The 13535-nt window shown below is 71.5% G+C and carries 13 protein-coding genes; 2 read left to right on the top strand and 11 right to left on the bottom strand.

Annotated elements, in window-relative coordinates:
• Nucleotides 1–11 precede the first annotated feature (11 nt).
• Nucleotides 12–1172, top strand: a complete 1161-nt coding sequence (locus AB0F72_RS34870) for a DUF6745 domain-containing protein (protein ID WP_360440773.1) — start codon at nt 12–14, stop codon at nt 1170–1172.
• 862 nt (nt 1173–2034) lie between these two features.
• Here the strand turns inward: AB0F72_RS34870 and AB0F72_RS34865 are convergent.
• From AB0F72_RS34865 to AB0F72_RS34815, 11 genes are all read right to left on the bottom strand, one after another.
• Nucleotides 2035–2895, bottom strand: a complete 861-nt coding sequence (locus AB0F72_RS34865) for an STM4011 family radical SAM protein (protein WP_360440770.1) — start codon at nt 2893–2895, stop codon at nt 2035–2037.
• The gene (locus tag AB0F72_RS34860) at nt 2882–4177 is read right to left on the bottom strand and encodes an STM4012 family radical SAM protein (RefSeq protein WP_360440767.1); all 1296 of its coding nucleotides are present in this window, start codon (nt 4175–4177) and stop codon (nt 2882–2884) included. The genes AB0F72_RS34865 and AB0F72_RS34860 overlap by 14 nt, the downstream gene beginning before the upstream one ends.
• Nucleotides 4174–4959, bottom strand: a complete 786-nt coding sequence (locus AB0F72_RS34855; RefSeq protein WP_360440764.1) for an STM4013/SEN3800 family hydrolase — start codon at nt 4957–4959, stop codon at nt 4174–4176. Before AB0F72_RS34855 ends, AB0F72_RS34860 begins: the two co-directional genes overlap by 4 nt.
• Complete coding sequence (locus AB0F72_RS34850) at nt 4947–5972, bottom strand: STM4014 family protein (protein WP_360440761.1); 1026 nt, start codon at nt 5970–5972, stop codon at nt 4947–4949. Before AB0F72_RS34850 ends, AB0F72_RS34855 begins: the two co-directional genes overlap by 13 nt.
• Nucleotides 5972–6892, bottom strand: coding sequence for an STM4015 family protein (locus tag AB0F72_RS34845; RefSeq protein WP_360440758.1), 921 nt, complete (start codon nt 6890–6892; stop codon nt 5972–5974). Before AB0F72_RS34845 ends, AB0F72_RS34850 begins: the two co-directional genes overlap by 1 nt.
• 430 nt (nt 6893–7322) lie before the next feature.
• A complete protein-coding gene (locus AB0F72_RS34840; protein WP_360440755.1) occupies nt 7323–7823 on the bottom strand; it encodes a GNAT family N-acetyltransferase in 501 nt (166 codons plus the stop codon).
• Nucleotides 7820–8776 carry a zinc-binding alcohol dehydrogenase family protein gene (locus AB0F72_RS34835; protein WP_360440752.1) on the bottom strand — a complete coding sequence of 319 codons (957 nt, stop codon included), beginning with the start codon at nt 8774–8776 and terminating at the stop codon, nt 7820–7822. Before AB0F72_RS34835 ends, AB0F72_RS34840 begins: the two co-directional genes overlap by 4 nt.
• Nucleotides 8773–9135, bottom strand: coding sequence for a hypothetical protein (locus tag AB0F72_RS34830; protein WP_360440749.1), 363 nt, complete (start codon nt 9133–9135; stop codon nt 8773–8775). Before AB0F72_RS34830 ends, AB0F72_RS34835 begins: the two co-directional genes overlap by 4 nt.
• Nucleotides 9132–9995 (bottom strand): extradiol ring-cleavage dioxygenase, encoded by an 864-nt coding sequence (locus AB0F72_RS34825; RefSeq protein ID WP_360440746.1) that lies wholly within the window; start codon nt 9993–9995, stop codon nt 9132–9134. The genes AB0F72_RS34830 and AB0F72_RS34825 overlap by 4 nt, the downstream gene beginning before the upstream one ends.
• 18 nt (nt 9996–10013) lie before the next feature.
• Nucleotides 10014–10805 (bottom strand): citryl-CoA lyase, encoded by a 792-nt coding sequence (locus tag AB0F72_RS34820; protein ID WP_360440743.1) that lies wholly within the window; start codon nt 10803–10805, stop codon nt 10014–10016.
• Nucleotides 10790–11926, bottom strand: a complete 1137-nt coding sequence (locus tag AB0F72_RS34815) for a CoA transferase (protein WP_360440740.1) — start codon at nt 11924–11926, stop codon at nt 10790–10792. The genes AB0F72_RS34820 and AB0F72_RS34815 overlap by 16 nt, the downstream gene beginning before the upstream one ends.
• 154 nt (nt 11927–12080) lie before the next feature.
• Here AB0F72_RS34815 and AB0F72_RS34810 point away from each other — a divergent pair, with 154 nt between their 5' ends.
• Complete coding sequence (locus tag AB0F72_RS34810) at nt 12081–13511, top strand: amidohydrolase family protein (protein ID WP_360440737.1); 1431 nt, start codon at nt 12081–12083, stop codon at nt 13509–13511.
• Nucleotides 13512–13535: the final 24 nt, after the last annotated feature.

Here is a 13535-nt window from a genome sequence, read left to right as displayed (position 1 = left end):
GGGGCGTTCCGATGCGACTCACCCACGCACAGGAGGCGATGGCCGCGGCCATCGAGGACCAGTGGCTGGCCGCGGCGGTCCAGACCGGCCCGGCGGGCCGCGCGCAGGCCGAGGCGGGGGTCCGAGCGGCGTACCGGCTGGCCGGCCTCCCGGAGCCGGAGCGGATCTACTGGCTCGGCTCGCCCCGCGCCGGGGCACTGGCCGCGTCCCTGCTCCGCTCGCCGGCGTCCGCCGCGGTGGACGTGGCGGGCCCGGCCTGGGTTGCCGAGGTGCACGCCGAGCTGCGGCGGCAGGGCTGGGCGCCGGGGCAGAGCGGCGGCGCCGCGGTGCGCCGGCAGGTGCGCACCGAGCCGTGGGCGGCGGCGCGCAAGGCTGCCCTGGCGGCGCTCGGCGCCGACGGCTGGGCGCAGCTCAGCGCGGCGGCCGGCCGCCGGTCCTGGGGACTGGTCATGGATCTGATCGCCGGCCGGCTGCGGTTGCGGCTCGGCGAGGACATCACCGCCGACCTCGGCGACGCGGCCCCGGCCGTGCGGATGCCGGTGCTCGACGCGATCTACGGCCAGCACGACGGCACCTGGCTCGCGACGTTCGAGGCCGCCGACCGGCTCTGCCCCGGCGCCGGGTTGATGACCGGTCTGACCGGCCTCGCCGACGTGGCGCGGCACAGCGGCTGGTGGTGGGCGTTCGAGCGCGTCGCCGTGCTCACCGAGCGTCCCGGCCTGCTGGAACGCGACAACGTCGGCCGCCTGCACCGCGGTGAGGGCGCGGCCATGGAATTCCCCGATGGGTACGGTCTCTGGGCCTGGCGTGGCATGCCGATCCCCCCGGACCTGGCGGCCGAACTGCCGCACCTGACGCTGGAACGCATCCGCAGCGAGGAGAACGCCGAGATCCGCCGGGTGATGCTGGAGCACTTCGGCTACGAGCGCTACCTGCGCGAGGCCGGCGCCCGGCAGCTCGGCACCGACGAGACCGGCACGCTGTGGTGGCTCGACCTCCCCGGCGACGAACCCCTCGTGATGGTCGAGGTCGTCAATTCCACCCCGGAGCCGGACGGCACGAGCCGCGTCTACTGGCTCCGCGTCCCACCCGGCACGCGGACCGCGCGGGAGGGCGTGGCCTGGACGTTCGGCCTGACCGCCGACGAGTACCACCCGCTGGTCCAGACGTGACCTCTACACGTCCGGCGAGCGTGTGAAGGTCTGGCGTGCGCCGTCCGGCTCCACGCGGCCGGGCACGCAGGGTGCCGCCGAGCGCATGTCACCCACCGCCACGACGGCGGACCATGCTCGACGCCGAGCTGGCTCCGCTGGCTGTGGATCGTGGAGCGGCGCGGGCCGGCTGGCGCTCAGTGTCGTCGGCGCGGGCCGGCTGGCGCTCAGTGTCGTCGGAACGCGTGTGTGACAGCACTGAAAGCCAGCCGGTCAGGGGGAGCTGGTTCCCAGTGCTCTCGACGGGGTGCCGCGGCAGCGCTGGGAACCAGCTGGTCCAGCCGGTACTGAGTGCTGCAGCCTCGACCCTGTTGGCTGAACCCGCCGCCCGGTAGTGCGCCGATGCGGCCGTCTGTCACGGCCGGTTGCCGGTTTCGGTGGAGCGCTATGGGGTCTGCGTCATTCTGCGGGGCCTGGGGCGTCCGCGGGTTTCCGTAAAGCGCGACGTTGACCGTGGATGCCGGCACGCTGGGTGACCACGGTTCGCGCTGACGGGCGGCGGCCCGGCCCTGGTCGTCGGCTGGCCCCGCGGCGGCGATGACCCCGCCCCGGGACACGGTGACGCGTCCGGGAGCACTGACAACCAGCCGGACCAGCTGGCTGTGAGTGCTGTCCTCGGCTGGCGTGGATCGTGGAAGGGCGTGGTCCGGCTGGCGCTCAGTGCTACCCCGGCCGGCCGGCGAGAGCACTGAGCGCCAGCCGGGCACGACGAGCTGGTCACCAGCGCTGCCGACTACCTGTCTCGAGAGCACTGAGCGCCAGCACCCCCGCCCGGGCCGCCCTGCTGACGCGGACTCACGGGCGGACGGACGGGCGCAGACGACTACGACGGCCAGCCCGCGGGGATGCGTTCGAGGAGCCCGTCCCCGTACACGTCACGCAGTTTCAGGGGCTTGAGGTGCACGTAGCCGATGTGGCAGTCGCACACTGAGTTGCCGCATGCCCGCGGCCGCAGGGCCGCCCGCCACGTCCCGTCGTACAGGTTGCCGATCGGCGCCGGGATGAAGTGGCACCGCCGGACCGTTCCGTCGCCGATCACCGAGATCGCCGTCTCGCCGGCGTGACAGGGCCGGCCGAGTGACAGGTGCGGGCGGACGCTGTCGCCGAAACGCGGGTCGAGCGCCGTCCACCGCCGTTCCTCCTCGGTGGTGTAGACGTGCCCGTCGGCGGCGTTCACCCAGAGGTACACGTGGGGTGGCAGCGCCGCGCGCAGGGCCAGCGCCGCCGCGTGATGGTCGGGCAGGCCGACGACGCCGACCGAGTACCGGATGCCGAGATCGTCCAGTGAGCGGCACCGCGACAGGAACCGTTCCGCGGTCACCTGGCCCGGATGGTAGGTCGCCCACAGCGCCGCCACCCGTGGGTTCGCCTCGCGGAGCCAGCCGGTGCGGGCGGCCAGGTTCGTCTGGATGGCGACCCGTGCCACGTGCGGCAGGTGGGACAGTTCGACGATGGCGTCGCGGTACCAGGACCGGGTCAGGCCCTCGCCCCACGGGGTGAACAGCACCGACAGCCGCCGGTCGGTGGTCTCCCGCACCCAGCCCAGGAACCGTTGCAGGTCGGCCCGGTCGGCGCGGAGCAGCGCGGGCGGGTCGACGCGCTTGGCGAACGGGCAGTACGGGCAGTCGTAGTTGCAGCTGGCGAGCGGCCCTCGATAGAGCACGTAGAGGTCATCGAGCGACATACGACTCCATCGCCGCGCGGACCGGGCCGGACACCAGCCACGGGCCGACCGCGTCCGAGTGGGCGAGCCCGTCCGCCGTCAGCGTGGTGAGGGACGGGTCGAGCCAGCCGCGGTCCACCAGGGAGCGAAGCTGCGGGAAGTCGTCCTGGAAGCGGGTGCCGAACCGGGACGCATAGGCGAGAGCGTCCACACCCTCGGCGCGCAGCAGCGACTTCAGCAGCCAGCGGCGGCGCTGTTCGACGGTGTCCAGGTGGAAGCCGATCTCCGCGTACCGGAAGTCGCCGGCCGGGCGGGACAGGTAGTCGTCGATGACCGCGCGGACCTCGGTGACGGACACCGCGTAGTCGAACGAGTAGTGCAGCTCGGTGGTGTAGGAACGGGCCCCGCACCCCAGTCCCACCATGCCGTCGTCCTGGCAGCAGTAGTCCGGCCCGTCCGGCGCCGGGGCGTCGGCCCGCCGGAACTGGCGCATCGAGTGCTGCACGTACCCCGCGTCGGTGAGCACGCCGACGGCCTGCCGGTACAGCTCCAGCCGCTGCCGGTCCCAGTCGTCGCGGCTCACGTGACGCCGCCCGAGCCCGGTCAGCGGCCGCACGTAGAGCGGATAGAGGTAGAGCTCCTCCGGACGCCATTCCAGCGCGGCCGTGAGCGAGTGCTGCCAGGTGTCCGGCGTCTGGCCGTCGATGCCGTAGATCAGGTCGACGTTGAGCACCGGGATCCGGCTGTCCCGGATCGCCTGCAGGGCGGCCTGCACCTCGGTCAGGCGCTGCGGGCGGCCGGCGGCGCGGGCCTCGCTGTCCAGGAAGCTCTGCACGCCCATGCTGATCCGGGTGGTGCCGTGCTCGGCCAGCACCGCGAGGCGGTCTGCGGTGGCGGTGGCCGGGGACGTCTCCACCGACAGCGGCACCCCGCGAGCGCCGAAGACCGAAGAAACGATCTCGAACAGGGCCGTCAGTTCCGGCGCGGTCAGGTAGGTGGGTGTGCCGCCGCCGATCGCGATCCGGGAGAACGTGGCATCGGGGGAGAGACTGTCCCGGACCTGCCCGGCCTGGATCCGCAACTGGTCAAGATAGGCCGTGACCTGCGCGGACGGCGGGTTCGATCGGGTGAACAGGTTGCAGAAGCCGCATCGCATCTCACAGAACGGCAGATGCACGTACCCGAAGAGGGAACTTTGATCTTGATTTGCCCACACGTCACGCAGCAGCGGCCGGGGCTCCAGCCGCCGGTATGCGGTTTTGTGGGGGTAAGCGTAGAGATAACCCTGATAGGGAGAAGTCACCGTGGATCCAGGATGAAGTCAGCGTAAGGAACAGTCCACACCGTCTCGTGGGCGACCCGGTGGCCGACGTGGCCATCCTCGCCGTAGAGCGTCCCGTGGTCCGAGCAGATGATCACTTGGCAGGGGCGGCCACGCCGCGTGACCAGGGAGAACAGTCGGTCGAGATGCCCGTCGACGTATTCCAGAGCGGCAGCGTGCGTCTCGATGGTGTCCTCCGGCGCGCCCGCGACGTAGTGCCGGTTGGGCTGGTGGAGGGCGGCCACGTTGATGAAGGTGAAAAGGGGACCGTCAATGATGATCTTTTCCAGGCAGTCCAGCTGGGCGCCGAGGCAGTCCGGCGCGGTCACCCCGAACTCCGGGGACCAGTGCGACTCCGCGAACAGCCCGGGCAGCACCCGTCCGAGCGGCGTCGCCGGGTTGAAGAAGCCGACCCCGCCCAGGCAGACCGTGTGATAGCCGGCGGCGGCCAGCCCGGACGGCAGATCGGCGGCGTCGAAGACGAACGTGTCCGGGCCGCTGGACTCGCTGCCACCGAACCGGGCCGCGAACATCCGCTGGTGCGGCCCCGGCGTCACCGGCGTGGGCAGGAAGCCGGCGAAGAACGCGTGGTGCGCCGCGTACGTGAAACTCGCCGGCGTGTGCCGCCGCTGCCACACCCCGCCGGGCAGCACCGCCGCCAGGGCCGGGGTGCGCCCCTGCTCCAGGCACGCCACCGCCACGTCGTAACGCAGCGTGTCCAGCGTGACGAAGAGCAGGTCGTGGCTGCCGATCAGCGCGCGCATATCGCGGCCACCTGAGCCCCGTGGGTGTCCAGCCCGTTCACCAGGTCACCGAACGCGTTCACCTCGGCCACCGCATGGTCCCGCCACCTCGCACCGAACATGAGATCAACTCCGACCTGCAGGGTACGGGGGAACAGCTCCGCCACCCGCACGCAGGTCTCCATCGCCGCCCGCCACGCCGTCTCGCCCGCGGCGGCCCGGACCGCCGCCACGTCGCCACGCGCGTTGCCGAGATGCAGGTTGGTCATCGGGGACGCGCTGGTGCGGACCACGATGTGCTCCGGCCGCCCGGCGATCACGACGACCCGCAGGTCCAGGGCGCGGCCGCCGAGCACGGCTTTCGGGAACCATTGCTCCACGTGCAGGCCGTCCGGGGCGAGGAGGTCCACGATCGCCGCGATCGAGGGTTCGTCGTCATACCGTCGTACCCGCAAGCTGTTGAAGAGCGACAGGCCACTCAGCTCGACCGAGGTGATCGCCGAGACTCGCCGCCCGGACGCGGTCAGCGCCAGCACGCCCGACGCCGACGAGCCGTAGGCGGGTTTCACGAAGACCCGCCGCCACCCGGACGCCCGCAACTGCGCCCACCCGCTGATCGGCGGCAGCGCGGGCGGCACCGGGATGCCGGCGCTCGCCAGCAGCGCGTGGCAGTCCGGTTTCGACGTCATCGTCAGGATGTCCGCCGGCTGGTTGAGCAGCTCCCCGCCACCGGCCGCGATCCGGTCGAGGGCGAGCCGCAGCCCGGCGAACGCGGCCGCCGTCCCCAGGATCTGCCCGTGCTGGGCGGTCACCGCGGGACGGCCGCTGCCCAGCTCGCGCAGCAGCCGGTCCACCTCGGCGTCCTCACCGGGCGACTCGATCCGCACCAGGCGGCCCGGCCCGGGAACGCGACCGCCGGTGAGCACGTCACGCCACGGGTAGACCTCGGGCGCGGGCAGCCCGGCCCGCCGCACGGCGTCGGTGAAGAGCGCGACCCGCCGGTGCGACGGGTTGCCGACGACGGCGAGACGCATTACTCCGAGACCGCGGTGTAGCGGCCCCACTCCTCCTCGGTCTGCGGGTCGGAGATGTCGACGGCGACGTCGGGCAGCTCGTCGACGAGACGCTCGGCCAGCTCCGGCGACATGAAGTGGTGGCTCAGGTTCAGCACGTGCAGGTGGGTGAGCGGCTGGCCGGCGAGCAGCGCCTCCGCCCCCGCGTCACCGAGCGTGCCCATCGACAGGTCCAGATGGGTCAGCCGGGCGACCACCGGGGCTGCCGCCACCGCCGCCGCCACCTGATCGGCGATCTCGGAGTTGCGCAGGCCCAGCGACGTGAGGCTGGGCAGCGACCGCCCGGCCAGGAACGGCGCCAGATCGTCAACTGTCGCGTCGCCACCGTAGTTGTCGACGCCCAGCCACAGCTCCAGCCGCCTCAGGTTCGGCACGTCCCAGCCGCCCACGTTCTCCACCACGGCGGCGGGCAGGCCACCGGACTGCAGCACCAGCTCACGCAGGCCCTCGTGCCGGATCCGTTTCTTGAACACCAGGTCCTGCGACCCGCGCACCCACAGCCTCTCCAGCAGCGGGAACGTCGTCAGGATCGGGGTGAGATCGGTCTGCTGGATCCAGGAGATCTCGCACTGTTCGAAGCTCATCTCCCCGATGAACAGCGACCGCAGCGCACCCAGCCGATCCGCGTTGTCGATCAGCACCTCCACCGGGAACGGCGTGTCGTGCGCCTCGCCCCACTCACCGATGATCAGCGCGGTCGGCCCGCCCGGCCCGACCCGGTCGAGCAGCTGCCCGAACGCGGTCGTGAACGCCGCCGCCCCCGAGTCATAGTCCATGTCGATCCGCCAGGCGACCGCCCCCGGATCACCCGGACTCTTCTCGTCGTCAGCCGCCACCACCGGCAGCCCCGCGAACGTCGACAAAAAGTGGTTGATGGTCACCGGACTCCCTCGGCCGCATTCGACAACGCCGAGAACCTAGCAGGGCGGACCGACATTCTTCCCGGGGTACGCGCATACCCGTCCCCACCAGCACCGATCCCGTCCCACCTCCACCGGTTCTGACGGCACCGGCCCGGCGCGCCCCGCCGCCGGCCCCGGCGCAACGCGCGGCCACCGCAAGCGTGTGGAGTTCGGGTGCGCTCCGCGCCTCAAATCGACACGCTGGCGGCTGCTTCACGGTGTGTGTGGAGTTCGGGTGCGCTCCGCGCCCCAAATCGACACGCGGGCTGGCGTTTCCCGGCCGCCGCCGGTGGCGCCGGTCAAGTCAGGGCGTCGCGGAGGAAGCCGCCCGCCGGGGCCGGCGCCGCCTCGGTGGCGGTGCGAGCGTCTCCGGCCCGTCATCTGCCAGGTGACCGCATCGCGGCATCACTCACCCCTGCGATTCGCGGGTCTCGGTGGCGAACGTGCGAAAGCCCCGGCGGTGGTAGTTGGGCAGGGCGTTCGGATGATCCTGGCTGGACGTGTGCAGCCAGACGCGGGTCACGTCGGGTGCCAGGTCCCAGGCCCGCCGGACGCCGAGGGTCAGCGCGAACCCGCCCAGCCGGCGGCCGGTGAACTCGGGGAGCAGCCCGAACGTCACGATCTCCACCTCGTCGCCGGGGTGTGGCTGGTAGGCCACCAGGCCGGCCGGTTCGCCCTCGAGCGTCACCGCGACGTAGCGCCGATCCGGGTGAGCGGCGACCGCCGCGGCCCGCTCCTCGGGGGTACGGCGCGCGCTCCTCCAGCCGTAGGGTGCGCCGATTCTGGCTGGCAACTCGAGAACCAGCGGCGACGCGTGTTCCAGATGTTCCAGCACCAGACCGGGCACCGGCGCGGCGGGATTCAGGTCATCCACCGAGGTCATTTCCACATATGTCACTATCGTGGTCATGGAGTGATTATGATCCGGCTCCTGGCCAGCCCCATCGCCTGACGGGTCCACGCCCCGGCGATCGACGACAGTGGAACGGTCTCGTGGGACACGGTGAGCCGCCCGGCCGCCGCGTGCGCGGCGATGTCGGTCAGCGCGCCGGCCCGCTGCGCCACCGACAGCGCGTTGTTGGTGTGCCCGACGATGCGCAACGACCCGCCGCGCAGGGTGGCCGAGTCGAACGGCGCGGCAGGCCCGGCGGCGGATCCCAGGTTGACGAGGGTTCCGCCGGGGCGCAGCACCCGCAGGGCGGCCGCCGCCGGCATCCCGAACACCGGATCGATCACCAGGTCGACCGGGCCGTCCGCGGCGTCCCGCAGGCAGTCGGCGAGGCCGGTCTCGGAGTCACCGGGCAGCAGCGGCACGGTGGCGGCCGCGCCCAGGCGGGCGGCGCGGGCCAGAGCCTCGGGGGAGCGGGCCACGGCGATCACCCGGCGCGCGCCGCCGAGCAGCGCCAGCTGGATCGCGGCCTGACCGACGGTGCCGCCCGCGCCGAGGACCACGACCTGCCCGACGTCGTCGCCGGCCGCCCGGAGCGCGGCGTGGGCGGCCACCGCCGAGAGCCCGAGCGCGGCCACCGGGATCAGCGGGGCGCCGGGTGGGAGCGTCACGACGTCGTCGGCGGCGGCCGTCACGACGGTGGCCATGCTTCCGTCACCCGGCCGCATCCCGGCCGGCGTCGCGAACCACACCGCCGTCCCGTCGTCGAGGTGCCCGACACCCTGGACACCGGGCACGTAGGGTGTCGCCGGCACGCCGAAGTAGCTGGTCCCCGACGCGCAGAGCACGTCGAGCGGCGTGATCGGCGCCGCCGCGACCCGGATGCACAGCTCGCCGTCGCCGGGGACGGGCACCGGGCGGCGCTCCGGCATCGGAGGCTGCCCGCAGATCCGCACCACCGCCGCGTCGATCATGTCGCGATGTCCGGATAGGGGAGCGCGAACCCGGCGAGCGCCGCGCCGTAGGCCTTCTGATATTGCAGCGGCTCGGTGTTGTCCCGCTCGAACATGGCGATGAACAGCGTCAATGTCAGAAACGGGTGGGCGCCGAGTGCGAACAATCGCACGTGGTCGTGAGCGATCAGAGCCTCCCGTTCCTCGGCGGTGAACGTGAGCCACGTGCTCGCCTCACCGCCGTGGCAGTTCAGGATCGTGTTGGCCATCGACGACTCCCACCACCGGACCAGGCCACCGGGATCGGAGCGATAGCGTTCGACGAGCGCGGGATCCCGGTCCACGGTGAACAGGAACTTGTTCAGCAGATATCGGCTCATGCCGGAGCTCCGTCCGGGTACCAGGTGAAATACGCCTCCATCGTGTGGAACAGGTCGAGGGTGTCGACGTAATCGGCTTTCACCCCGGCGCCGGCCACCCCCATCATCAGCATGAAGTCCATGAATCCGTGGGTGGCGTTTCCGGGCGCGTGCAGGCTGTCCAGGGTGACCTCGCGCAGGCAGCCGTCGAGGTCGCCGTTGGCGATCCAGCCGACCGCCTTCTCGTCGAACGCCGGGTCCGGTCCGTGCGGGCCGAATTGCCGGGGACCGCCCAGCTCCAGCGACAGGTGACCGGTCCCGATCACGGCGACCCGCAGCTGCGACGGCCACTGCTCGACGATCCGGCGAATCGTCTCGCCGAGCTTGACGAAGCGGGACGGCCGCGGCAGGGGCGGCGCGAAGATGTTCGTGTAGATCGGCACGATCGGCAGGTCCGCCTCGGGGCGCAGCGTGATGATCGGGCAGGTCACGCTGTGGTCGATCCGCAGCTCGTTGCTGAACGCCAGGTCGAACCCGGCGTCCAGCCCGGACCGCAGCAGATGCGACGACAGGTCCTCCTGGCCTGTCAGGACCATCCGCGGCAGGCCGAACTCGCGCTCCTCGTTGTACCAGTTCGCGTCGTAGAAGGGCGCCTTGCCGACCAGGAACTGCGGCATGTTGTCCAGCCACAGCTGATGAAAGTGATCAGAGCCGACCATGACCAGCACGTCCGGCTCGGCCCGGGTCAGCGTCTCCCGGAACGCGAGGATCTTGCGGGTCCACTCGTCGGCGAACGGGGGCCGATCGTCACCGGTGGACGTGCTGGCCCGGTAGTAGAAAGGGTGATGCGTCGAGGCGATGACCGCGACGATGCTGGCCATGGCTTTCCTCCCGTGAGGCTAGGGCTCGTAAACGGCGTTGCGGTCGACCGTCCGATAGATCTGATCGGCGATCGGGCGCCGCCGTTCCTCGGCGATCTGCCCGAGCAGCCCGGCGGCCCGCGCCAGCAGCGCGAAACCGCGCAGCAGATCGACCGGCAGACCCAGATCGGCGAGGGCCGCGCCGCACACTCCCGCGCCGTTCAGCGGCAGCCTCCGATGCAGAACTTGCGGGTGTACGCGTCCGATCGCCTCGAACAGTCGTAAATGAGGCCCGTACAGGCCCTCCTCGGTGGCGATCGCGATGAGAACCGGCGTGCGCGGGTCCTGTTCCTTGTGCACCGGATGCCCGAGGCCGGGGACGAATCGCTTCGCCGCTTTCGCCTCCTGAACGGCGCGCAGGGCGAGGAGGTCGTAATCGGCATCGGTTTCCGGCACCGTCGACAGCACGCCGGCGAGAAAACGGCCGCAGTCCTCGGTCACCCCGAGGAACCGTGAACCCCCGCCGAGCAGCCCGGCCGCGAGCGCGCCCTGCAGGGAGTCCGGTGCGGAGAGATAGGTGAGCCGCGCCGCGATAGCGGTCGGGGTGAACCCGTGATCGGCGAGCGCGACGAGCACCGCCTCGAACAGCCGCACCTCGCCGGGGCTCGGCCGCCGCCCCGCGACCAGCCAGAACGCCAGCTCCCCGAAGCCCACCTTGCCCATCAGGTCGGCGGCGAGGTCCTGGCCGAGCAGCGAGATCGTCTCGGCGTCGGATGTGCCGAGACCGGTGGGGAACCTCAGTCCCGGGTTCGCATTCAGCTCAGCAGCCACGCGCGGATCTCCTCACCGTGCTCGTCCAGTCCCGGCGGCGGCAGCTCGTAACGGGCCGGCGTCGCGGAGAAGGTGATCGGGTTGCGCACGCCGGGCACCCCGCCGACGGTCACCACCGGTGCGAGACCCAGCTCCTCGGCGAGCGCCACGCCGCCGTCGATCGTGTTGATCGGCGCGCACGGCACCCCGGCCGCGAGCAGATCCCGGAACCATTCCTCCTTGGTACGGGTCACCAGCCGCGCCACCAGCAGGGGGCGTAGCTCCTCCCGGTTGGCGGTCCGATCCTGGTTTCGCCCGAACCGCGGATCCAGCGGCAGATCCGGCAATCCCAATATCTGGCACAGCTTCCGGAACTGTCCGTCGTTGCCGGCGATGACGATCAGCTCCCCGTCCGCCGTAGGCAACGGCTCGTAGGGGAAGAGACTGGGGTGCGCGTTGCCCATCCGATAGGGCACCGTCCCGCCGGCGACGTATCCGCTGGAGTGATTGACCAGTCCGGACAGGGCCGAGCTCAGCAGATTGACCTCGACATGCTGGCCCCGGCCGGTCGCCACCCGCCGGTGCAGAGCGGCCAGGATCCCCATGTTCGCGTGCAGCCCCGCCATCACGTCGAAAACCGAGATCCCGGCCCGGTACGGCGAGCCGTCCGGATCCCCGGTCAGGCTCATCAGTCCGGAGACGGCCTGGACCATCAGGTCGTACCCCGGCATCGAAGCCCCTGCTCCGGAGCCGAACCCGCTGATGCTGGCATAGACGATCCCGGCGTTGGACGCCGCGACCGTGTCGTAGTCCAGGCCGAACCGGGTGAGGCCGCCGGGCCGCATGTTCTCGATCAGCACGTCCGCGCGGCGGGCCAGCTCCTGCGCGGCCGCCCGGTCGTCCGGGTCCGTGAGGTCCAGCGCGATCGACCGCTTGTTGCGGTTGATGCCCAGGTAGTACGTGGAGACGCCGTCGCGGACCGGCGGCATCCAGGTCCGGGTGTCGTCGCCGGCCGGGCTCTCCACCTTGATCACCTGGGCGCCGAGGTCGGCGAGGAGCATCGTCGCGTACGGCCCGGCGAGGATCCTCGAGAAGTCGGCGACGAGCAGGCCGTCCAGTGGGCCCCTGGATTGCTCAACCATGAGGTACCGCCCGTTCTGCGGACGCCTGTCCGCGCAGCCAGACTTCCCGTTCCGCAGCGCTGTGTCAACGGAGCCTTGACATCGAAAGTGACCTGGAACACGCTGTCGTCACAGCGCTGACCGCTCAGCGGACAGCAGTCCGAAAGGGGTGCGGATGAGCGAGAGACCTCTGGTGTTCCGCGGCGGCCTGGTGCTCACCATGGACGACTCACACACCGTCCTGCCCGGGGCCGACGTGCTCGTGGCGGACGGTCGGATCGCCGCGGTCGGGCCCGGCCTGAGCGTCCCGGACGACGCCGAGGTGATCGACGCGTCCGGCGGCATCGTGATGCCCGGCATGATCGACACGCACCGGCACCTGTGGCAGACCGCCATGCGGGGGTACGGCACCGACTGGACGCTGACCCAGTACTTCGTCTGGTACTACCTGGAGTCCGGCAAGCACTTCCGGCCCGAGGACATCTACGCCGGTAACCTGCTCGGCGCCATCGAGGCGATCGACGCGGGCGTCACCACCACCGTCGACTGGTCGCACGGCCTGCAGACCCCGCAGCACGCCGACGCCGCCGTCGACGCCCTGGAGGCGGTCCCCGGCCGGTTCGTCCTCGCGTACGGCAACCTCCAGCAGGGACCGTGGGAGTGGGCCACCTCGGACGGCTTCCGCGACTTCCACCGGCGCCGGATCGACGGCGGGAAGCTGGCCGGCTTCCAGCTCGCGTTCGACGTCACCGGCGACCCGGCGTTCCCCGAGAAGGCGGCCTTCGAGGTGGCCCGGGACCTCGGCGTCGCCGTCACCACCCACGCCGGCGTGTGGGGCGCGACGAACGACGAGGGCATCCGGCTGATGTACGAGAACGGGTTCATGACACCGGGAACCGTCTACGTCCACGCGGCGACGCTGAGCGGTGACTCGTACCATCGGATCGCCGCCACCGGCGGCTCGGTCTCGGTCTCCACCGAGAGTGAGCAGAGCGCCGGCCAGGGATATCCGCCCACCTGGGCCCTGCGCCGGCACGGCGTGCCGGTGTCGCTGTCGATGGACACCAGCGTCTGGTGGAGCGGCGACCTGTTCTCCGCGATGCGCACCACGCTCAGCGCCGACCGCTCCCGCGAGCACCTGGAAGCGCACGCCAAGCAGGCGACCGTCACCCACCACCACCTGCGCGCCGAGCAGGTCGTCGACTGGGCCACCCGCGGCGGCGCGAAAGCCCTCGGCCTGGACGCCGAGATCGGCGCCCTCACCCCCGGCCGCAAAGCCGACGTCGTGCTGATCAAGAACGACGCGTCACCCGCGATGTTCCCGATCCTCCACCCCTACGGCCACGTCGTCTTCCAGGCCCAGCGCGGCGACGTGCACACGGTCGTGGTCGGCGGCGCCGTGGTCAAGCGCGACGGACGGCTCGTCGGCGCCGGCCTGCGGACCGCCCGGGCGAAGGTCGAGGCGACCGTCGGCCACCTGCGCGAGGCTCTCGGCGAGGACGCGTGGCAGCGCGGGCAGAACCCGGACCTGCCGCAGGCCGAGCTCTTGGACAACCCGTACCAGTACACCGACTACGACGCCGGAGCGGCTGAATGGAAGCATTGACCGGATGGAAGCACTGACCGGATG

This window comes from Actinoplanes sp. NPDC023936 (genome assembly GCF_040639325.1).
Classification (GTDB): Bacteria; Actinomycetota; Actinomycetes; order Mycobacteriales; family Micromonosporaceae; genus Actinoplanes.
The sequence above is the reverse complement of the archived record's forward strand: the minus strand, read 5'-3'. Positions and strand labels throughout refer to the sequence as shown.